The organism is Paenibacillus sp. FSL R7-0179 (assembly GCF_038002265.1).
Taxonomy (GTDB): domain Bacteria; phylum Bacillota; class Bacilli; order Paenibacillales; family Paenibacillaceae; genus Paenibacillus_AQ.
The window spans coordinates 1,246,852-1,269,347 of the sequence record NZ_JBBOCC010000002.1; the positions used below are offsets into that span (position 1 = coordinate 1,246,852).

17 protein-coding genes are annotated in these 22,496 nt (G+C 53.3%); 10 read left to right on the forward strand and 7 right to left on the reverse strand.

Going from position 1 to position 22,496, the window contains the following annotated elements; all coding sequences use genetic code 11:
• Positions 1–264: 264 nt before the first annotated feature.
• The 4 genes from yhbH to MKX63_RS21875 all read right to left on the reverse strand — a co-directional run bounded on the left by yhbH (position 265) and on the right by MKX63_RS21875 (position 10,816).
• Positions 265–1,425: a sporulation protein YhbH gene (gene yhbH / locus MKX63_RS21860; protein WP_341020020.1), complete on the reverse strand. Its 1,161-nt coding sequence runs from the start codon at positions 1,423–1,425 to the stop codon at positions 265–267.
• Between the two features lie 114 nt (positions 1,426–1,539).
• Positions 1,540–3,225, reverse strand: a complete 1,686-nt coding sequence (locus MKX63_RS21865) for a DUF11 domain-containing protein (RefSeq protein ID WP_341020021.1) — start codon at positions 3,223–3,225, stop codon at positions 1,540–1,542.
• Positions 3,222–9,941: a DUF7507 domain-containing protein gene (locus tag MKX63_RS21870; RefSeq protein ID WP_341020022.1), complete on the reverse strand. Its 6,720-nt coding sequence runs from the start codon at positions 9,939–9,941 to the stop codon at positions 3,222–3,224. Before MKX63_RS21870 ends, MKX63_RS21865 begins: the two co-directional genes overlap by 4 nt.
• A 242-nt stretch (positions 9,942–10,183) precedes the next feature.
• Positions 10,184–10,816, reverse strand: coding sequence for a methyltransferase domain-containing protein (locus MKX63_RS21875; RefSeq protein WP_341020024.1), 633 nt, complete (start codon positions 10,814–10,816; stop codon positions 10,184–10,186).
• 171 nt (positions 10,817–10,987) lie between these two features.
• Between MKX63_RS21875 and MKX63_RS21880 the strand changes: the two genes are divergently transcribed.
• Positions 10,988–11,416 (forward strand): hypothetical protein, encoded by a 429-nt coding sequence (locus MKX63_RS21880; protein WP_341020025.1) that lies wholly within the window; start codon positions 10,988–10,990, stop codon positions 11,414–11,416.
• Positions 11,417–11,615: 199 nt separating this feature from the next.
• Entirely contained in the window at positions 11,616–13,892 is a 2,277-nt protein-coding gene (locus tag MKX63_RS21885; protein ID WP_341020027.1) for a copper amine oxidase N-terminal domain-containing protein, read from the forward strand.
• 85 nt (positions 13,893–13,977) lie between these two features.
• On the opposite strand, the gene MKX63_RS21890 is transcribed toward MKX63_RS21885, so the two are convergent.
• Positions 13,978–14,391 carry a hypothetical protein gene (locus tag MKX63_RS21890; RefSeq protein ID WP_341020028.1) on the reverse strand — a complete coding sequence of 138 codons (414 nt, stop codon included), beginning with the start codon at positions 14,389–14,391 and terminating at the stop codon, positions 13,978–13,980.
• Positions 14,392–14,558: 167 nt separating this feature from the next.
• Here MKX63_RS21890 and MKX63_RS21895 point away from each other — a divergent pair, with 167 nt between their 5' ends.
• Positions 14,559–14,936, forward strand: coding sequence for a DUF423 domain-containing protein (locus MKX63_RS21895; RefSeq protein WP_341020030.1), 378 nt, complete (start codon positions 14,559–14,561; stop codon positions 14,934–14,936).
• A gap of 85 nt (positions 14,937–15,021) precedes the next feature.
• Here MKX63_RS21895 and MKX63_RS21900 read toward each other — a convergent pair whose 3' ends face one another.
• Positions 15,022–15,555, reverse strand: coding sequence for a hypothetical protein (locus tag MKX63_RS21900; RefSeq protein ID WP_341020033.1), 534 nt, complete (start codon positions 15,553–15,555; stop codon positions 15,022–15,024).
• Between the two features lie 214 nt (positions 15,556–15,769).
• Here MKX63_RS21900 and MKX63_RS21905 point away from each other — a divergent pair, with 214 nt between their 5' ends.
• A complete protein-coding gene (locus tag MKX63_RS21905) occupies positions 15,770–16,072 on the forward strand; it encodes a YunC family protein (RefSeq protein ID WP_341020035.1) in 303 nt (100 codons plus the stop codon).
• A gap of 272 nt (positions 16,073–16,344) precedes the next feature.
• Positions 16,345–16,806, forward strand: a complete 462-nt coding sequence (locus MKX63_RS21910; protein ID WP_036692784.1) for a Dps family protein — start codon at positions 16,345–16,347, stop codon at positions 16,804–16,806.
• A gap of 57 nt (positions 16,807–16,863) precedes the next feature.
• Here the strand turns inward: MKX63_RS21910 and MKX63_RS21915 are convergent, their stop codons facing one another.
• Positions 16,864–17,346 (reverse strand): MarR family transcriptional regulator, encoded by a 483-nt coding sequence (locus MKX63_RS21915; protein WP_341020037.1) that lies wholly within the window; start codon positions 17,344–17,346, stop codon positions 16,864–16,866.
• A gap of 217 nt (positions 17,347–17,563) precedes the next feature.
• On the opposite strand from MKX63_RS21915, the gene MKX63_RS21920 reads away from it, so the two are divergent.
• The 5 genes from MKX63_RS21920 to sufU all read left to right on the forward strand — a co-directional run bounded on the left by MKX63_RS21920 (position 17,564) and on the right by sufU (position 22,495).
• The gene (locus tag MKX63_RS21920) at positions 17,564–18,610 is read left to right on the forward strand and encodes a nitroreductase family protein (protein ID WP_341020040.1); all 1,047 of its coding nucleotides are present in this window, start codon (positions 17,564–17,566) and stop codon (positions 18,608–18,610) included.
• Positions 18,611–18,759: 149 nt separating this feature from the next.
• Entirely contained in the window at positions 18,760–19,542 is a 783-nt protein-coding gene (gene sufC, locus MKX63_RS21925; protein ID WP_341020042.1) for a Fe-S cluster assembly ATPase SufC, read from the forward strand.
• A 25-nt stretch (positions 19,543–19,567) separates the two neighbouring features.
• Positions 19,568–20,869: a Fe-S cluster assembly protein SufD gene (gene sufD, locus MKX63_RS21930; protein WP_341020043.1), complete on the forward strand. Its 1,302-nt coding sequence runs from the start codon at positions 19,568–19,570 to the stop codon at positions 20,867–20,869.
• Positions 20,866–22,092: a cysteine desulfurase gene (locus MKX63_RS21935; protein WP_341020044.1), complete on the forward strand. Its 1,227-nt coding sequence runs from the start codon at positions 20,866–20,868 to the stop codon at positions 22,090–22,092. Before sufD ends, MKX63_RS21935 begins: the two co-directional genes overlap by 4 nt.
• Entirely contained in the window at positions 22,079–22,495 is a 417-nt protein-coding gene (gene sufU / locus MKX63_RS21940) for a Fe-S cluster assembly sulfur transfer protein SufU (RefSeq protein ID WP_341020045.1), read from the forward strand. Before MKX63_RS21935 ends, sufU begins: the two co-directional genes overlap by 14 nt.
• Position 22,496 lies beyond the last annotated feature (1 nt).

Genomic DNA, 22,496 nt, shown 5'->3' on the forward strand with positions numbered 1-22,496 from the left:
TTCGGCGTTATAGCATCTGACGTTATAACATCTGTCGTTATATCGTCAATCGATACATTTAGTATATCGGCTGCCGATACAATAGTCAACAGGCTTATGCGGCGCAAGTTCCAAGCCAGCACAAAAAAAACCGCACAAAAACCCCGCACACCGCAAGAAGCGGCAGGGCGGGGCGGGAACTCACAGCGCAAGAATGCGCATAGCCGTTATGGCTTAACTGCTCAACTGTTCATTGCTCGATTGACAGACCTGAAGTGAGGCTGCTTAAGCTTCAGTAACCTTTTTGCCGAAAAAAGCCTTCAGCGCCTGATACACTTCCTTCTTATCCTTAATCACATAATGCATGAACTGCTCCTGCTTCAGGTGACGGTAGGCGGACATCAGGGTGCTGCTGCGGTTGTACTGGTTCACCTCGCCGTAGCCGAACATATTGCTGCGCTTCAGCAGCTCGCCGATCAGCTTGACACAGCGCTCATTGTCGGAGGTCAGATTGTCGCCATCCGAGAAATGGAAGGGATAGATGTTGTATTTGGCTGGCGGATAGCGGCTGTCGATAATCTCCAGGGCTTTCTGGTATGCCGAGGAGCAGATTGTCCCCCCGCTCTCGCCACGGGTGAAGAAGTCATGCTCGCTGACCTCCTTGGCTTCCGTATGATGGGCCAGGAACACAATATCCACCTTCTCATACTGGCGGCGCAGGAAGCGGGTCATCCAGAAGAAGAAGCTGCGGGCGCAGTATTTTTCAAAAGTGCCCATCGAGCCGGAAGTGTCCATCATGGCAATAATCACGGCATTCGAGTGAGGAACTGCGATGTCATCCCAGGTTTTGTAACGCAGATCATCTGGGCTGATGCTGTGTATTCCAGGGTGGCCGCTGCTGGCATTGCGCCGCAGATTCTCAAGTAACGTTCGTTTCTTGTCGATGTTCGACATCATGCCTTTTTTGCGGATGTCATTGAAGACAATCGATTTGACCTCAATCTCTTCCTTATCCTTCGGCTTCAGATGGGGCAGCTCCATGTCCTGGAAAAGAATATCCTCGAGATCCTCCAGATCGACCTCGGCTTCAACGGTATCTGCTCCCGGCTGGTCGCCCGCTTTATCCCCTTTGCCCGGCTGGGCCGACTGGGAATCGCGTCCGAGGACATCACCCACCTGGCTCTCCCCGTCTCCCTGGCCGACATGCTTTTGCTTGCGGAAATTATAGATAATCCGGTATTCATCCAGACTGCGGATCGGCACCTTCACAATCTGCTTGCCGCCTGACAAAATAATGTTCTCTTCAGTAACCAGATCGGGCAGATTGCCCTTGATGGCTTCTCTGACCTTTTGCTGGTGACGCTCCTGATCCTGATGGCCTTTGCGATGAAGGGACCAGTCTTCTTTGGAGACGACAAAAGTGTATGGACCGGACGGCTGGGACAAGGATGACCACCTCCCATGGACTGTGTTATTCGGTATTGTCACTACGGAGACTGAGACGAAGCAGCAGGTTGTAACTAAAGTATATTCAGGGAGATGGGGGATATGTGAGCTGTATTATTCACTGATTTCTTCCAGGAGCAGATTGTAGGTATTAGAACGGGCTTCGCCGGAGTACCGGCGTCCGTCGATGGTGAATAGATACAGGGCTGCCGTAGAGCCTTGAAGATTCTTACCCATATAATCTGTATTTATTCTGACAAAATAAGTGAGTGTGGAAGTCTGCCCCGCTTCCAGCGTTCCCAGAGCAACGGTTCCGCTGTAAGGCGTACCGGGTACAGTGATGGCGCTTATCGTAACGATATCGGGATCAATGACGATACCCTGCGGTACAATCCGGATCACTGAGACCTCAGCCGGATAATTCCCGCTGTTGGACACTTGAATGTTGAATTCAGCGATGCCTCCAGGCTCAACTACGGGCGGCTCACCCTGAATCTGAATGGAAATGATCGGCGTGAACAGCAATGTGGTCACCGCATTGGAGCGGGAGACCTGCCCAACATTGCGTCCGTCGGGCAAGGAGAATGTATACTGGACCACTCCCTGATTCTGAATGGCCGGAGTCTGGCGGATATCGGTGGCACCCGGAATGGATACGAGAAAATCAACCACCATAACAGCGCCTGCCCGTAAGGTGCCCAGCGGGATTCCGTCTCCGGGGCGCACGCCCCTCTGAGGAACCCCGTCAATCCGGACGCTGTCCCAGACGAACAGTACGCTGGGCGGAACGGCGTCCGTGAGCCGTGCGTTGACAGCCAGATTGCCGCTGTTATTCACAGTGAACTCGTACCGCAGATTGTCGCCGGGCGCTGCACTGTAGAGATCGACCTTCAGCCTTACCGATAATCCGGGCTGGATGACCGTAATCTGAACGGTATTGCTTGTGGATGAGATTCTGCTGTCGTTAGCCTCATAAGAGATTTGTGCGTTCGCCAGAATCACCGAGCCTGGAGGATTCGAGCTCACCCGGACACGGTAAGAGACCTCAGAGGCTGCTCCTGCAGGGAGCAAACCCAGCCCGATGCCTGATGCCGGGTCGGCCTCAGGCTGATAAATCCCGCCAGCGGTAACACTTCCGGGAAGGAAGGTGGTGCCTTCCGGAACGGGAAGTGTGGCAATGACTCCGGTCAGCGGCCGGGTGCCTTCATTCCTGAGCTGAAGGGTATAAGTTACGACATCCCCAATGAAGGTTGTGGGGGTGCTGGCTGAGAGCAGGGAAGACAACTGGTAGGACAGCAGGGAGACACTAACCGTATTGGAACGGATCTCTCCGCTTACTGCTCTGCCTTCAGATGTATTGAAGGAATACGTGCCAATCGCCCTGTTAACCAGCGCTAGTGAAGGCGGAAGCGAGATGACAATGACCTGGAAGGCGATGCTGACTCCCGAATGGGGGGCGAGCAGGCCAAGGGGAATGCCGGAAGACGGAGTGACCCCCGGAAGGGGGACTCCGTCTCTAAGCACACTATTGGCAATGAACGAGACGCCCGGGGGAAGCACATCCGTGATGGTGACAAGCGCACCCGTATTGCCGCTGTTCCTGGCGGTCACAGTGTAGACGAGTGTCTCCCCCAGGGAGGCGCTCAGGCGGTCAGCTTGCTTCTGAAGCGATAATACCGGGCCCACGACAAGTGTATTGACGGTATTGGAATAGGTAACCGAGTCGGTGCCCTCTGCAGAGCTGTACAGAACCATGGACTGATTACTTACGACAGGCTGGAGCCTTGAGCCGTCTGTCATATGACGATGACCTGGACCTGGAAGGTTACCGTTGAGGTCGCTCCCGGTGCGATTGTTCCGATGATGATACCGGTGGCCGGATTTGCTCCGGGACGCGGTGTGCCGTCTACAGTTACGCTGCCTGCAACGAACTGGCTGCCAGCGGGGATCGGGTCAACGAGGACCACATTGTTAACGGGAACAATGCCGTTATTGGTTACGGCAATCGTATAGGTAATGATATCGCCGACAACGGCATCGACAGCCGGAGTGCTCTTAACTGCAGTTACGTCCGGTGAAGAGACAGGGATGACCAGCGTGTTCGATACAGCTGATCCCGAGAGCGAGCGGCCATCCGGCGGCGTGAAGGTGAAGGACGCGGCGGCCTGGTTCACCAGCTGCTGAGGTGAAGGAAGGGAAGCCAGCGTAACCTGCAGGGTGACGAGCATAGTAACTGTCGCACCCGCTGGAACTGTACCCAGATTGATCCCGGTAGTCGGATCAGCGCCGGGGACGGGCTGGCCGTTAACCAGTACGCTGTTCGGTATGAATACAGCGCCCGCAGGGATAGAGTCGGTTAAGGTGACGACTGCCGCAAGATTGCCTGTATTGGTGACGCTGAGTGCATAGGTGACTGTATCTCCAACCGTCGCGTTTGTGGTGTCCGCAGACTTCAGGATGCCGATAATCGGCTGGTATACCGGAGTAACCAGCGTATTGGAATAAGAGGCTCCCGAGAATGCGCCGGAGGTGAAGCTGACGGAGGCCAGATTGCTCAGCGCGGCCGGATTAGGCAGCGTATTGACCAGGATGTTGAAGGTGACCAGCACGGTTGCTCCCGGAGCGATGGTGCCCAGCGAGATCCCGTTCGCAGGATTTCCCCCTGGCAGCGGAGTGCCGTCCACGACCACGCTGCCGGCTACAAAGGATGAACCGGCCGGAATCGGATCACTCAGCACAACATTATTAATCGGAGCAATGCCGTTATTGGTGACTGCAATGCTGTACGGAACCGTATCCCCCGGAACTGCATCAATGACAGTAGTGCTCTTGGCAACCAGGACATCCGGCGACGATACCGGAATCAGATTGATGTTCGAGCTGGCCGACTGGTTGAAGACGCGTCCGTCAGGCAGCGTATAATTGAAGGCGATGATGGCCTGATTGCTAAGCTGCTGGCTGGCCGGCAGCGTAGTGATCACTACCGAGAACACTACGGTCAGAGCTGCACCCGCGGCAACACTGCCCAGTGCGATTCCGGTAGCAGGATCGGAGCCCGGCGAAGGGAATCCGTTAATTAGCACACTGTTCGGAACCAGTGTTGTACCTGCCGGAATGGTGTCGGTCAGTGTGGCCGAGGCGGCATAGTTCCCTGAATTGCTTACATTCACGGTATATATAATAGTGTCGCCTACCGTTGCATTTTGAGAGCTTGCGCTCTTCGCTGCAGCGATAATCGGCTGGAATACCGGCGTGGTCACAATATAAGAGAAGGCTGCACTGGACAGAGCGCCGGAGGTGAAGCTGGCCGAGGACTGATTGTTCAGTACCCCGGACGGCGGCAGCGCTGTAACCGTAACGCTGAAGGACACGGTGACGGAAGCCCCGGGAGCAATACTGCCCAGGGTCACCCCGGTAGCCGGTGAAGCGGCGGGGCGGGGCACACCGTCCACGAGCACGCTGCCCGGAACAAAGGCGGTACCGGCAGGCAGAGCATACGTGAATACCACATTATTGACTGCCGCAATCCCGTTGTTGGTCAAGGTTACGGAATAGGTGATGGTGTCTCCGACATTGGTTGCGGTGGTCACCGTTGTTTTGACAATCCCCAGATTCGGGTTTGAGACCGGCATGGTTACGGTATTGGTGAGTGTTGAACCACCCAGGGTTCTTCCGTCAGGCAAGGTGAAGCTGGAAGCAACGGTTCCCTGGTTGACCAGGAACTGCGGCGATGGCAATGAAGTGATGACCACCGAGAACGTAACGGCTACCGTTGCTCCCGGAGCAATGCTTCCAGCGGCGATTCCTGTGGAAGGATCGGCCTGCGGCAGAGGCAGACCATTAATCAGCACGCTGTTGGCCACAAAGGTAGTGCCGGCCGGAATATTGTCCGTGACCGTCAGGCTTGCTCCGTAGTTACCTGTATTGGTGATATTAATGGTATAGGTCACGGTATCTCCAACCGTGGCATTGGTGGTATTTGCTGCTTTGGTTGCTGCAATTACCGGCTGGAAGACGGGGACTGCCACAGGGTTCGAGAAGGTTGAGCCGGCGAAGACACCGGAGGTGTAGGTGACCGTCGCCTGATTATCAATGGAGGTATCCGCCGGTACGGAGGTGACGGTGACGCTGTATGAGACGACGGCTGAGGCGCCGGAGGCAAGCGTGCTGATGGGAACCCCGGAGGCCGGATTGGCGTTCGGAAAAGGAACCCCATTCACGGATACGCTGCCCGGTACAAAAGCAGCACCATCGGGTGTCGGATCGCTGAGAATCACATTGTTAACCGGGTCCGCCCCGCTATTCGTGATGTTGACGGAATACGCAATCGTGTCACCGAGTGCCACTGAAGTGGACGTGGTGCTCTTGACCACCGACAGGTTGGGAGCAGAGACTGCGATGGTCACGGTATTGGAGACGGCGCTGCCGCTGAGCAGCCGGCCGTCAGGCGGCGTGAAGGTATAGGTAGAAGCTGCCTGATTGACCAGCTGCTGCGGGGAAGGCAGGGACACGATGAAGACCGTGAAGCTGACAGACACACTTGCCCCGGGAGCTACGGTTCCGACTGTGATTCCGGTATCCGGTGCAGCCCCTGGCTGAGGGAAACCGCCGACAATGACACTGTTAGGGTCAAAGGTAGTACCAGCCGGGATATTGTCGGTTAACGTAACATTGGCGGCAAGGTTACCGCTATTGCTGACCACAATGGTATAGATGACCGTATCGCCAACGGTGGCGTTCAGGTCACTGGCGCTTTTGACCAGGGAAATCTGGGGTTGTGTGACCGGTGTGGTGGTGACATTGGATGATGAAGAGCCGGAGAAGACCCCGGAGGTGAAGCTGACGGTCGATTGGTTATTGACCTGCGAAGGAATCGGCATGGTTATTCTCACCTCGAATGTGACGGCAACGGAGGCCCCAGGCCCCAGGCTGCCGATTGGGATACCGGCGGACGGAACTGACAACGGCTGGGAGACGCCGCCGACAATTACGGTTCCGGGAAGGAACGCTGCATTCTCTGGCAAGGGATCGCTGAGAATGATGTTGCTGACAGAGGTAATGCTGTTATTCGTCAGCACGGAGGTGAAGGTAAGAATGTCACCGGTCACGGCATCAATGGCATTGACGCTTTTGACAATACTGACATTCGGTGCCGAGACGGGTACTGTAAGTGTGTTTGATACGGCGTTACCGCCAAGCTGGCGCCCATCCGGCAGGGTGAAAGTATAGGAAGCCGCTGCGTTATTGGGCAGCTGCTGGTTCGGGGGGAGCGCAGTTACCGTAACCAGGAAGCTGACTACAACACTGTCACCCGGAGCAAGCGGCCCCACCGGAATACCGGTTAAGGGGCTGTATCCCGGCAGCGGCGTCCCGCCTATACTTACGCTGTTGGTCTCGAATACCGTCTGCGGCGGCAGGGCATCGGTCAGATTCAGCATGGCCGCGATATTGCCGGTGTTGCTCGCCAGGATGGAGAAAGAGAGCAGACTGCCGACAGAGGCCTGCGCAGGGCTTGCGCTTTTGACAAGTCCAATGACTGGAATGAAGACCGGAGTAGATACTGTGCCCGATAGGGCTGTTCCGCTGAATGTGCCTGATGTAAAGGACGCGCTTGCCCGGTTGCTCAGTTGTGGCGGACTTGGAATAGAGGTCGCATTAACCTGGAAGACAACGATGCTTGTAGCACCCGCAGCAAGTGTGCCAAGAGCGATCCCGGCATTCGGATTGGCAGAGGGGACGGCCGTCCCGTTCACCGTGACTGTCCCCGCTACAAAGGCACTGCCGGCCGGAGCCGGATCAGACAGCACTACATTGTTAACAGCTACACCGCTGGGGTTGGATACGGAGACGGTGTAAGTAAGATATTCGCCTACAGCCACAGAGGTGAGATTGGCATTTTTGAGAATCGTGATGTTGGGCGCAGAGACCGGAATAGTCACTGTATTAGATACACTTCCACCGGAAAGGGAGCGTCCGCTGGGCAACTGATAGGTGTAACTGCTGCTGCCCTGGTCCGTCAAGGTTGCCGGAGACGGCAGGGATTGAACAGTGGTGAGGAAGGTTACGGTCAAGGCGGCTCCCGGTGCTACGGACCCGAGCGGAATTCCGCTTACCGGAGAATCTGACGGCCGGACCACTCCATTCACTGTGACGCTTCCGGCGACGAAGGCAGACCCGGCAGGAATCGTGTCCGTTAAGGTTACTGTTGCTGCGAGGTTGCCAGTGTTCTGTACCTGCAGCGTGTACTGGACATTTCCCCCAACCGTGGCGCTGCCGGGGCTGGCGCTTTTGACAATGCCGATTATTGGCTGATAGACAGGGGTGAGGGTTGTATTGGACTGTGTGATGGCATTGAAGGACCCCGAGCTGTAAGAGGCCGATGACTGGTTGGCGAGCTGGCTGCTTCCCGGCACAGAGGTGACACTCACCTGGAAGGTTACTGTTACGCTGGCCCCTGGCGCAATGGTGCCGACAGATATCCCCGAAGCCGGATCAGCGGCTGGCCGTGCGGTTCCCGCCACCACCACACTTCCAGGCACTAGAGTGCTGCCTGCAGGGATCGGATCAGAGAGCACGACATTCGTGATGGCGACGATTCCGTTATTAGTAACCACAGACGTATACTGCAGGGTATCGCCTACGGCGACATCCGGGAAGCTGGCGCTTTTGACAAGGGCGACATTAGGCAGTCTTACCGGTATGGTGAGCGTATTGGAGGCGGCCGAACCGTTCACGGTCCGCCCGTCAGGAACCAGGAAGGTATAGGCGGCTGTAGCCTGGTCAACGAGCTGCGGAGGAGAGGGCAGGCTGTTCACCAGCACGCGGAACTGGACGGTCGAGCTTCCTCCCGCCGCGATGGTGCCGATGGCGATCCCGGCGGCGGGATTCCCCGCCACGGGCGTACCGTTTACTGTGAAGCTTCCCGGAATGTAGGAGCTGCCGGCAGGGATGTTATCCGTGAGCGTAGTAGTGGCGCCGATATTGCCGGTATTGGAGATTTGCAGGGTGTAGAGAATCTGGTCTCCGACGGTTGCATTGGTTGTATTGGCGCTTTTGACAATGCCGAGCACCGGAGAATATACCGGCAGTGATTGTGTATTGGATGGAATAACCCCGCTCACAATGGGGCCTCCAGCCACACTCTGGAAGGTGAAGGCAGCGTTAGCCGTGTTGGGCACAAATTGCGGATTCGGCAAGGAAGTCACTCTGGCTTGATAGGTAACTGTTATGGAAGTGCCAAGGGCCAATGATCCCAGCGGGATGCCGGAGGTTATATCATAAGTCGGCCTGGAAACACCGGCCACCACTACACTTCCTGTGACAAAAGTAAGACCTGCCGGTAAAGCATCCGACAATACAACACTGGCTGCGCTTGCTGTGCCGCTATTGCTGACCGTTACAGTATAAGTGACCAGATCGCCAACGATGGTACCGGCGACATTTGCGCTTTTGGTCAAGGAGATCTTGGGCGCGTTGATATCAATTTGCAGTCCGTTCGCGTTAACGACATACGCATCGCCTGATGTAGTCAAGGTCAGGAGTGCAGAGGACTGATTATTGACCAGACGCGCAGAGACATCCACATTCGTGATATCCCAGCCCTGCCGCCCCCCGACAATGTTGGAGCCCGGACTGCCGTTGGTCTGGTTGCGGGTGCCGAACGTGCCTGTCGTATTCAGATTGCCGGCATCATTGTTAATCTGCGAGGCAAAGAAGTTGTTCGCGAAGTTATTAGGACCGGACAAGGCGACCTGAGTAGTAGAGGTAGGGCCGAAAAGCGCCTGATCTCCCGAGCGGTTGGCATCTCCTTCCTGGGCGCTGAACTGGATACGTCCGCCCAGCGCGCCGGTAACCGGTGTGGCGAAGCCGGTAATGGTGGTGACCACGGGAGCCGAGGAAGCTTGGACAAGGACGGCGCCTGCGCGCAGTGACATGTTGCGGAAGGGCAGCGACGGATTCTGGTAGATGACGGCAAGTGTCCAGCCCGCATGGTTGGCAGTGGAATCACCAGGAATAACAATAGTCCCGACTACACCGCCAGTGACATAGGTTCCGGCACCTGAGGCTTGAATGGTGCTTGTGACATTGGCGGAGCGGACATACGCGAGTGCCCCGCCACCCAGATCCACCGAATTGGCTGTGGCTGAATCGGGGGTTACGCTGACCGTGTTCCCGAGTGGTGTTGTAAAGGATACCGGGTTGTTGATTGCAGAAGTGAGATTGACGTTACCGTTAACATAGGAACCGCCCCAAATCAGCTCAGCATACAGAACCGTGCTTCCTGCAGGGAGTACTAGAATAGCGGCTGAACTGTTGTTCTGATATAGACTGGTAGTGCCAGCGGGGTAGGTGCCGTATACAGAAGCTGTATTGATCGTAGAGAAGCCTCCGATACTGTCCTGCGTACCCGGTACACCGGCAGTTTCAGAGCGGCTTAGTCCCAGCGTGTTGCCTGTGAAAGTGATGGCGCCTGTTGCATTAACCGTAGACCGGACGACTAGAGGAATAATTTTCACCTCCTTTTGAATAGAAGCTCTGACAGCAAGTGGAAACGGCTTTGCCGTCCTTTAAAGGACGGTACCGTTTCAGCGAGAAATAGAAGGATAAGTTATCATGTGAAACAAATAAATTCTTCTATACTTCAAAAAAAAGCAGACCGGCTCCTGTGTGAGCCGATATGCCATCTTGCTTGTGTTGTATTAGCCTATGTTCCGTTTTGGGCAATCTTGTATGTCCATCCCGATTTTTATAACATATATTACCTGTTATGCAGCCGAAGCCTGCGCTCCAGCAGCGCCTGTGGCTCAGGCAGCACCTTCCGGCTCATCGCCTCCAGTTCCTCACCCGTAATCTCCCGCTTAATGACGGCGAAGTGGTACATAATTTCATGGATGACATTGGACTGCAGCGTCTTCAGAACCTCCAGCTCTTCCGCATCATACAGATTGTCGTCATACGGATATTGATAGAACAGCTCCATCCGCAGCAATCTGAAGTCAAACGGCGGCAGTGGTACGGGATAATCAGGGATCTCCGGGCACAGCGGACTCTGAGAGGGCTGGAAGAAGCGGCCGGTGAAATAGCGGGGGGTATACTCATCGAACTTTTGCTTAAACATAGGGTTGGAAGCATGCGGGAAGCTATGGGCATAGGGTGAGAGAATACACACAACCGCTTGGTGCGTGCTTATTCTATAAATCTCTGACATCGCTGCAAAAAGATCGTTCACATAAGGCATGACCCGGCTGGCCATCACGAATTCGGCCGTATTGTCGGGCAGGGGGATTCCTTCGCAAATATCGCAGACGATATCCACCCCGGGGTACAGTGTGCGGTCGATTCCCAGATACCCGGACTCTTTGCCGGGGCCGCAGCCGATATCGATTCTCAAGGATACCACTCCTTCAAATGCTGAATAAGGCTCTTCATGTATTGTATTAGTCCGGCGCTTCTGTGCGTACGGCTGATGCCCAGCCCGTAACGGCAAGTTTACACTACCCGGCTTGCGGGGTAATCCTTAGGTAAGGTAAGCAGCACACAACTAACAGAGGAGGTACACATCATGAGACTAGAGCGTACGCTACCCGGTATGACAGCAATCGCTGCATTGATGCTCACCCTGACGGCTTGCGGCGGGAACAGCCCGGCGGAAGCCCCCGGAGAATCGTCCTCAGGAGGCTCTTCGGGCATTCCTGTACAGACGGCGGCGGTACCTCTCGCCAGTCCGGTGCTTAAGTCTAGTCCTTCCGCAGCCGAAGAGTCAGAGAAGATTCAAGGCTCAGGTACTTATGTCGGGCAGATGGACCCCCATTCCGTGGAGATTGTGACAGAGGAAGGGCCAACGGCCTTTGAACTAGGTGCTGGCACAGAGGATGCGCCGGAAGGGCTTGAGATGGATGAACCAGTAGTATTTACTTATGTGGAAAAAATAGTCGGAAAAGATCCTGTAGTGATTCAGCGGGTATTGTCCAGTCTGACCAAAGCGGACTGATTCGGCAGGGTGCCCGGAACCGGGACTGTAATAGCGGAATATCCCATGGGTATTCTCTGTTGCAGTCTTTTTGCCGTCTATGGAACCGGCTCCAAAGGTTATTTTTTTGTAACCGGTTCAGAGAGAAACTTTTTCCGCCCGGCTTGCGTCAAAGAGATAGAAAAATGTGAGATGTTTCCTATTTCGGGAGGGTGAGTTTGTGAAAAAGTTATGGATTTCGATTGTAGCAGGATTATTGGTGTTCCCGATGTTGTTTCAGGCCCCTGCCCAGGCAGCAGCCAAACCCATCAAAGTTATTATTGATGGAGTGACCTTGTCCACCGATCAGCCGCCGATAATGGTGAACGGACGGACTATGGTACCGCTGCGGGCTATCTTTGAAGCCTTCAATGCCGACATCAAGTGGAATCAGAAGACACAGACAGTAACTGCCTCTCAGAATGATACAACGATTGTACTGAAGATTGGCTCCAAAATTGCCACAATCAACAACAAGGCAGTCAGCCTCGATGTGCCGGGCCAGAATCTGAAGGGCCGCACTATGGTGCCTACCCGGTTCGTCAGTGAAGCGCTTGGCCGCGAGGTTGGCTGGAATCCGGCTGCGCAGATTGTAACGATTACCACTCCGGTTCCGGTAGGCGGGAATGCGGCTCCGGTATCGGGAGTAACCGCCCAGGATATCGGCGATTATGGAGACGGCCGGGATCTTCAGGTCAGCTTCAACCGTGCGGCCGACGAATCGCTGGTGGATCACTACCGCGTGCTTATCGCCAAGACCGGCACCACACTAAATCTGTCGTCTGCACTGGCAGTAGGGTCCAATAACTACTCCGTTGCTCTGGTAACAGGAGCCAATCCTGTTGTGAAGCTGAATGCAGCCGCCAGAACGATCGACGGTGACCTGATTAAGAATAATCAGGGATATAGCGTATATGTAATGACAGTGGGCAAAGGCAATAATACCAGCGCCCTCTCCAGTGCATCTGCCGTTATTACCTTGCAGAACAAGGCAGTTCCGGCACTGGGTACCGTCCAGGCAACAGATACCAGTGATTACGGAGATGGCCGGGATCTTCAGGTCAGCTTCAACAAGCTGGCCGATGAGAGCAAGATCAGCACGTACCGGATCTTCGTAGTCAAAGCGTCGAATTCCCAGGTGTTTGATCTGGGCAGAGCCAATGCGGTGTCCAGCAGCAATTACACGCAGATCAACAAGACGGGGAACAATATCAGTATGAACCTCGCCTCCGGCTCCAGAGATACAGATGGAGCACTGATCAAGACGGGTGTCAGCTACCGGGTATATGTACTGGCGGTTGACAGCAGCAATGCTGCGAATAATGTGCTGTCACCTGCTTCGGCGGCCCTCACACTCACCAATGCAGGGGTATCCAACCTGAATGTGACCGATGTGAACGATTATAATGACGGGCGGGATTTGAAGGTTACCTTCAACCATGCCACAGACGAGACCAATATCAGCCAATACCGAATCCTGGTAGTGCCAATGAATTATTACAGCAGCTTCAGCTTGAATGATGCGAATAACGTCTCCAGTGCCAATTATACGGCTGTAAATACATCAGGATCTTATACCGAACAGATTCTGAACTCCTCCAGCCGAGATGTACGCGGTTCCCTGATCAGGAATGGAATTAGCTATAGAGTGTATGTGCTCGCGGCAGGCAACTGGAACAATTCAGGCTCGAATGTGCTATCCGCTGCTTCTCCGGCGATCACGCTGGTGAATACCTCCGGCCTCAGTGCCATATCGAATCTGAGTGTGAGTGATGTGAATGATTATGGAGACGGCCGTGATCTGAGAGTAGCCTTCAATCATGCCGCAGACGAATCCTACATCAGCCATTACCGGATTCTGGTGGTGCCTATGAATTATTACAGCAGCTTCAGCTTGTCGGAGGCGAACAATGCGGGGAACTATACTACCGCAGGTACATCCGGGGACAGCACCAATCAGGTGCTCGATGCCTCAGCCAAGGATGTACGCGGCGCAGCCATCAAGCCGGGAATCAGCTACCGGGTATATGTGTTGACTGTCAGAAACGGCGGCTACCAGGGAGCTAACATATTGTCGGAGGGATCGGCAGCCATTACCTTATCGGCTAAGCTTCCTGTCACTTCCGTGACGAATGTAACCTACGGCATGGATAACGGCAAACTTGCCGTTAACTTCACCAAGTCTGCCCGTGAGTCGAATATTTCCGAATACCGGGTATTCGTAGTACCTTCCAAGCAGAGCTTCGGTACAGCAGAGGCCCTAAGCGTGCAATCGTCTTACTACAGATCGGCAGTCCCCAACGGAAGCAATCTCTCGATAGCGGCTGCTGCCAGAGATATTAACGGTAACCCGATTGTCAAAGGCACCAAGTATAAGGTATACGTGCTTGCGGTAGCCAACAGCTCTGGAGTACAGAACGGCGGACTATCCGATTCAAGCGAAGAGTTCGAAATATAAAAGTCCGGCTCTCTCTAGAGGGCTGCACCAAAAAACACAGCATGTCCCGGTTAAGGGATATGCTGTGTTTGCTGTTGAGCGGAAATCAGGACGCTCCGGCATTCACGAACACAACGGATAGCAGAAGCATGAACAGAAGCAGGAAGCCGGCGTTGATGATGATGCCGATGACAGCAAATACCTTACGCCGTCTGCGCAGGGTCAGACCGATAATGCCGGTAACCGCCCCGATGATATTCACTGCGACAAGGATGAGCATGGTCAGGCCCAGATACATGATCGTTTCTGCCGAATCGGCAATCAGTTTATTGTGCTCATTCATCAGAGAAGACGCTTGAGCTCCTACATACACGAAGGTAACCGCGTAGCAGACCAAAGTAAGCAGAGCGATTACGAACGAAGCGATACCGGGGCCGGAGTGCTTATAGTCGCGTTTATTCTCCTGATATTCGTATTCCGGATTCGTATCTTGTTCGAGAGGAGGTGAATGATAATCCATGGGCTGCACTCCTTGGGATGTAATAGGTTATTACTACCACTTCATCATAACACCGCTCTAAATGCAAGTCTTCAGCGCATATACGCTCAGAATAATGCAGCTGGCAAAAGGCGAAGCAGATACGTTAAGATAGGAGAAGTTCAACTCAGGGAAGGAGCTGTATATCTATGCAACGAAGATTGATCGGCTGGGGAGCCTTGCTGGGTATGCTGTCCGTTGCCATCGGTGCGTTCGGATCGCATATCCTGAAGCCTAAAATCAGTGAGCACTATCTGCAGGTATACGAGACGGGCGTCCAGTATCATATGTTCCACGCGCTGGCCCTGATCCTTATCGGGCTTGCCGCAGGGCAGTTGGGCGAAAGCGCACGTCTGCTCTGGGCAGGGCGGCTGATGGTTGCCGGGGTGATCCTGTTCTCGGGCAGCTTGTATATCCTCAGTATTTCCGGCATCAAGGTTCTGGGGGCGATCACTCCGCTGGGAGGCGTATGCTTCATTGCGGGCTGGATCTTCCTCGCCTTGGAGGCCTTTTCGCGCAAGAAGTGAAGTGAAGCCGGAGTATGTATTCGCACAATAACGGTAAGACGAAGAAGCACCCGCCCCCGGAACCCGGAGGGGGTGCTTCTTCGTCTTACAGAAATTCATCGATTTCATTAAGCTTGAATGTGTAGACCTGCTTCTCGTCCTCATGGTATACACTCAGCGAGTTCTCGGTTTCGTCAAAATTCAGAATACGGCAGGGCATGGACACCTGCTTGCCGTGCCGGTTCGCACGAAGCCGGACCAACTGGTTATTCTGAATGTACTGCCTGATTTTGCCGAATACATCAGCAGGAGTTTCTACCGGTGCTGCCGCCGGCTTTTTGGCCGCTGGCTTCTCCGCAGGCTTGGCCGCCGGAGGGTCTGCCGGCTTCTCTGGCAATTTCACCGGCACAGGTGAAGTTGTCAAAGCGTCATTCTTTATAGCCATTTTTGCGGACTTCAGCAGATGATCAATGGCTCTTCCAAGCTCCAGCCCGGAGTTGATGTTGAAATCCGTGACTTTGTCGCTGGCATTCAACATTTCAAGCAGGAACTGCAGCGCAAGCGGGTTCGTGCGGGCATTAATCAGGATGTCGACATTAAATAAATAATTGCCGTCGGTATGTTGTAGTTTCTTATCCATTAATCCCCCAGCTTAATCGTTAGTCACGATTTCTTTAATTTAAATTAGTATATAAACTATACCACTAAATTAGCGGAAATTATATACCCTCTTACATAGAAATAAGGACTTCTGACCCCTCCAATTTCTCTATGAACTAGGACCATCGTCCACACGCGCTCTGAAGCGGAAGCATAACCTACAACGTGTATGTGAAAAGAAGGAGGTGCTGCAAATGGTAACGTTAGAGCCTATGCAGGTGGGCGACCATGTCCTGGTGGGTGTTGAGGTGAAGCTGCCCAAAACTACGCTGCTCAGCATCAGTACAGACAAGGGATATATCATGTGCGGGGCGCTGGATATCGGACTGTTGAATGAGGTGCTGAGCGACCGGCAGATTATTGCGGCAAGGGCTGTCGGGGTGCGCACGCTTAATCAGCTGCTGGCTGCGCCGCTGGAGTCTGTAACTATAGAAGCAGAGAAGCTGGGAATTGTTCCGGGTATGTCCGGTGCAGAGGCCCTGCTGCTAATGATGTAAGGCGCATAGCGATGTAGTCAGCCAAGGAGCATCTCTGCCCCTTGGCTGATTTTATTCTCTTTGAACCGTATCATTTAGCATAACCGCCGCCTGCTTGGTTCATCCTACGGGGTAGGACAGAGGCTTGTTTATGGCCACGGGGGTGAAGGCTTGCCCGGGGTCAAGCTTGTTTCGCCCACAGGGCAGAAGGGTAAATGAAGAATAGACAACTGCATGGCCGGACAATGGACAAGCAGCCGGCTAAATTCGATGGATAAGGAAGGGATTATCTCATGGCTAAAGCATCAAACAAAGTGAATACCGCTTCATTGGAACAGGTACTGAACCGTCAGGTTGCCAACCTTAACGTATTATATGTGAAGGTGCATAACTATCACTGGTATGTGAAGGGTGAGCAGTTCTTCGCACTACATGTGAAGTTCGAAGAGCTCTACGATGACATTACACTCAAAATGGACGAGGTGGCTGAGCGACTGCTGAGCATCAAAGGCAGCCCTGCAGCAACTATGAAAGAATATCTGGAACTGGCTACCATTCAGGAAGCCACAGGCAAAGAAGATGCCCGCGGTATGGTTCAGGCGCTGATTGAGGATTTCGCTACAGTAGCGGAAGAACTGACAGAAGGCATCGAGCTGGCAGAAGAAATCAGCGACCAGCCGACAGCAGACCTGTTCATCAAAATCCGCACGGATCTGGAGAAGAACCAGTGGATGCTGCGCGCTTTCCTGGGCTGATTGCCGGGTAGCGTCAAATAATGAAGTAGACGAAGCCAAGCCTCCCTTCGGGAGGCTTTATTTTTTTGGACTATGATCAATTATTGTTTGAACGAATTTCAGCGAAGCCTGCAGCTCCGGCTCTGTGAAGGAGTTCATGCTCTCGAGAAATTTCTGTTCAAGGTGCTCATGCATCTTGGCGTGGAGGTCAAAGAGCTGTCTGCCTTTAGGGGCAAGGCTGAAGTACACCTCTTTCTTGTTGTCGTTCATCCGGCTGCGCTTGATGCAGCCATCCTGCAGGAGCTTGGTGCTGATTTTGGTGATGCTCGCCTTGGACAGCTTCATTTTGTCCGCGATTGCAGTGCTGTTAATCGGCTCGTTATTGCCGATACAATCAAGGACATGAATGCTGGTTAGACTGGTTGATGAGAACGTGATCCCGTGCTCCTGCAGGAGTTCAGCAATAGTATTCTCCTCAGCGGCAATATATTCCTCGGATAAATGGGATAAATGGATGAAACGCTCATACAGCAGGCGCTTAAGTCCTTCGGCTGGATACATGGGGGACAGGCCACTCCTTCTTGTATATATTAATTCTATTCTAATTCATTATTATTCATTAGTAAACTAATGTTAATGAAGAGTTGTTTTTTAAACTATAGCTAATTAAATAACAGATTTAACTATTGCAATATTGGATTGACATTCCTCAATTTTGAAAATATAGTTTACTGGTAAATCATTTTATATACCAAGCTATATTCGGGGAGGAATGAGAGTGAAGGATGTGTCAGGCACCATAAAAGAACGGCGGACTGTCAGGAGATTCACCGATGCGCCGGTTGAGCAGGAGGCTATTGTATCTTTACTGAATGAAGCCGCCGGTCTATACGAGGCTGAGGGAACACCTCACTGGCGCTGTCTTTATGCCGGAGACCCCGAGTCCCGGGATGAATTGGCTGAATGTATGATCGCGAAGGTGAAGGGAAGCACTCTCGCCAAGCTCCTTCCTGCCAAAATGACCGAATTTTTGAAGAAGCAAATCATAAATACACCGGCCCACATCATCTTCATTGCTGAAGCCGCCGATACGCAGCAGCAGCGGGATGTGAATTTTGCCGCGGTCTGCAGCATCATGCAGAACGTCCAGCTGCTGGGCTGGGAGCAGGGACTTGGCATGCTGTGGTATACAGATCCCATGATTCTCAGCGAGTCTTTATATGAAAAAATTGGTATGCGTGAGGGAGAAAGGATTGCCGGAATTCTGGAAATCGGCTACTTTGAGAAGACGCCAAGGGCCCGGAAAAGAAAACCGGCAGAACGAAGCTGGACTACAATCGGCGAAGACGGCAGCCTGCTCCCGGGCTCCTCTCTGATCTCTCCACAGAACGTCCTGAAGCTGTTGAACGAAGCGGTCTGGGCACCGAATGACGGTCTGAGGCAACCGTGGCGGTTCATCTATGTAACGGGCAGCGAGGTTGCCCGTCAACTCAGCTCCGTAGAGGAGCAGGTTGTGCTGCCGTTGCTTCTGGTTGTAGCCACAGAAGAAGCCGATCCTCATAAGCAGCAGGAAGATTATGCAGCAGTCTGTTGTCTCGTTCAGAATTTTCAGCTGCTGGCCAAATCTGAACCGTGGCAGGTACGCCGACACATTCCGGAATGGGTGTATGAACGGGAACGGTGTAAGGCACTTGGACTTCGTCCGCTGGAGCGGATCGTTGCTGTGCTGGAACTGGGCGGGGGCAATAGGGGTCCTGAATCCGGAGCTTTGCCTCCAGAAGTAAGAATAGAGCTGAATTCATTTGTAAAAACCGGACCTTTGTAATAAAATTAGTGAGAATCATTGATAATCATCCTGATTCACTTTATAATAATTACAATGTGATAAAAAATCTAAATGCTTGTAATCAGGGTTAACCTGTGACAATACAACTTTCTGATTTCGCAAATCGATCAATGGAGGGAATAATAATTATGGCAGCAGAATTTGTCATTGAGGGACTGAAAGCGACGATTGAAGGAAAAGAAATTCTGAAGGGGATTAACCTTCAGATGAAGGGCGGAGAAATTCACGCGATCATGGGCCCGAACGGTACTGGTAAAAGTACGCTGGCTTCAGCGCTGATGGGACACCCTAAGTATGAAGTTACAGAAGGCGCCGCTGTACTCGAAGGTGAAGACCTGCTGGAGATGGCAGTGGATGAACGCGCCCGTGCCGGCTTGTTCCTGGCAATGCAGTATCCAAGTGAGATTAGCGGTGTAACTAATTCTGACTTCATGCGCAGTGCGATCAACTCCCGCCGTGAGGAGGGCAGTGAAATCTCGCTGATCCGTTTCATCCGGCTGATGGAAGCCAAGATGAAGGAGCTGGATATGAATCCTGAATTCCTGCACCGCTATCTGAACGAAGGCTTCTCCGGCGGGGAGAAGAAGCGTAACGAGATTCTGCAAATGATGATGCTGGACCCGAAGATCGTCATCCTTGACGAAATTGACTCCGGCCTTGATATCGATGCCCTCAAAATTGTTGCCGACGGTGTGAACTCCATGCGCAGCCCGGAACGCGGATTCCTGGTCATTACCCACTATCAGCGGTTGCTTAACTATATCAAGCCTGACTATGTGCATGTCATGATGCAGGGACGGATTGTGAAATCCGGCGGTCCTGAGCTGGCACAGAAACTGGAAGCAGAAGGTTACGAATGGATTAAGGAAGAGCTCGGCATTGAAGACGAAACTGTAGGACAAGAAGCTTAGAAACGCTGGAAGGAGGAAACCACTTATGACGACGCAAACCATACTTCCCTTAGACGCCCTGCAACTTACCGCACAGTCGCTGAGCAACGGTGAACCGGGCTGGCTGAAGGACAGCCGCTTGAAGGCTCTGGAGCTTGCCGCTGAGCTTGCTCTGCCGAAGCTGGAGAAGACGCGGGTTGACCGCTGGAATATCAACAACTATGGGGAATACAAGCCAGGCCAGGCGCTGGCGGCACTTCAAGATGCACCGGCTTCTATTGCCGGGCTGATTGAAGGACAAGAGGAAGGCAGCCTGATTATTCAACGGAATTCAGGGGCTGTATATGCCCGCCTGGCTCCGGAGCTGGCTGCGCAAGGTGTTATTTTCACCGATTTACAGACTGCAGTCAGAGAGCATGGAGACCTTGTTCAGCGTTATTTGCATAAGGCAGTATTGCCTGAAGAGCACTCCGTTGCCGCACTGCATGCAGCACTATGGAACGGCGGCGTATTCCTCTACGTTCCGAAGAATGTCATCCTTGAGACTCCATTGCAGGCAGTGCTGCTTACGGATGACGCTGAAGCTGCTTTTGTACCGCATATTCTGATTGTAGCCGACACGAATAGTTCCGTGACTTATGTAGATAACTATGTATCGGATAAGTCTGAAGCCGGTTTGCACAACGGAGCGGTTGAAGTCTTTGTAGGTGCTGGCGCTACAGTGAGATACGCTACGGTGCATCAGCTCGGCCAAGATACTACAGATATTACTTACCGCCGCGCGGTGGTTGAGAATGATGGTACTATCGAATGGATCATCGGTGAGATGAACTATGGTGATACGGCTAGCGACACCAAATCGGTGCTAAAAGGCAACGGCTCAAGCTCAGATGCGAAGGTAATTGCTGTAGGCTCCGGCTCGCAGAAGCTGAGCTACACTACACAGGCGCAGCATTTCGGACGGAATACACCGAGTGATATGATTACCCGTGCTGTTATGCGGGATTCAGCAACCTCGATTATTAACGGAATTACTAAGATTGAGAAGGGCGCTACCAGAGCTGACGGACAGCAGACAGAGAAGGTTCTGATGCTAAGCCCCAAAGCGCGCGGAGATGCCAACCCGATCCTGCTTATAGACGAAGATGATGTAACCGCAGGCCATGCCGCTTCCGTAGGACAGGTCAATTATGAGCAAGTCTATTACCTGATGTCCCGGGGATTATCGCGGCATGACGCAGAAACACTGATCATTTACGGCTTCCTTGCACCTGTTGTGTCGCAAATTCCACTGGAGGGACTGCGCAATCAGCTCCAAACTCTTGTGGAAAGGAAGTTAGGCCAATGATTAGCAGTCAGATCCGGGAGCAGTTTCCCATCCTGAACCAGAAGATCAACGGCCATCCGCTGGTCTACCTGGACAGTGCGGCCACTTCACAGAAGCCGCGCCAGGTCATTGAGGCGGTCAAGTCTTACTATGAATGGGATAATGCCAACGTACACCGTGGGGTGCATACCCTGGGGAGCCGGGCAACCGATGCGTATGAAGGCGCCCGCGAGAAGCTGAAGAACTTCATTAATGCCCGCAGTGTGAAGGAAATTATCTTCACACGCGGGACAACGACCGCACTCAATATTGTAGCTTCCTCTTACGGTCCTTCCGTCCTGAAGGAAGGGGATGAGATCGTGATCACCCAGATGGAGCATCACAGCAATTTCATTCCCTGGCAGCAGCTGGCCAAGAACACCGGGTCCACCCTGAAATTCCTGCCGCTGCAGAAGGACGGGACGATTACGCTGGAGGATGCCGAGCAGACGATTACTGCCCGGACGAAGATCGTAGCGATAGCGTATGTATCCAATGTCATGGGGGTTACTCATCCTATCAAAGAGCTTGCAGCGATTGCCCACCGGAACGGTGCAGTAATCGTTGTGGACGGGGCACAGAGCACACCGCATATGAAGGTGGATGTGCAGGACCTGGATTGCGACTTCTACGCCTTGTCCGGACACAAGATGCTTGCGCCTACGGGTATCGGGGCTCTCTACGGCAAGAAGGCGCTGCTGGAAGCTATGGAGCCGGTTGAGTTCGGCGGCGAGATGATTGATGATGTCGGGCTGTATGAGTCCACCTGGAAGGAGCTGCCGTGGAAGTTCGAAGGCGGAACACCGATTATTGCAGGTGCCGTCGGCTTAGGGGCAGCGATTGATTTCCTCCAGGAGGTCGGAATGGATGAGATCCACCGCCACGAAATGCAGCTTGCCGCATATGCGGAGCAGCGGCTGTCTGAGGTCAGTGATCTGACGATCTATGGTCCCCGCAACCGTCAAGTGGGGGTAGTCACCTTCAACCTGGGTGATGTGCACCCGCATGATGTGGCCACTGTGCTGGATGCGGAAGGTGTGGCTGTCCGTGCAGGGCATCATTGCTGCCAGCCGCTCATGCGCTGGCTGGAGGTCAGCTCCACCGCCCGGGCAAGCTTCTACCTGTATAATACAGAGCAGGATGTAGATGCGCTGGTTCAAGCCTTACTTAAGGCAAAGGAGTATTTCAGCTATGAACTTGGATGACTTATATAGACGCGTAATTATGGATCATTACAAAAATCCCCGGAATCGCGGCTCATTTGAAGACGATGCACTTAAGATTGAGCTCAATAACCCAACCTGCGGCGACCGCATTACGCTTCAGCTTAAGGTGGAGGATGGCGTTGTCCAGGACGCACGTTTCAGCGGCGAAGGCTGTTCGATCAGTATGTCGTCGGCTTCGATGATGACGGAAGCGGTCAAAGGCCAGACAGTAGAGTATGCGCTTGAGATGGCTAACAGCTTCTCCTCTCTAATGAAGGGTGAGGAAGCAGATTTCGGAGATTACGAAGATATTGAAGCCCTGTCCGGTGTTAATAAATTCCCGGCGCGGATCAAATGTGCCACTCTGGCCTGGAACGCGCTTCGCAAAGGCATAGAAACGTAAG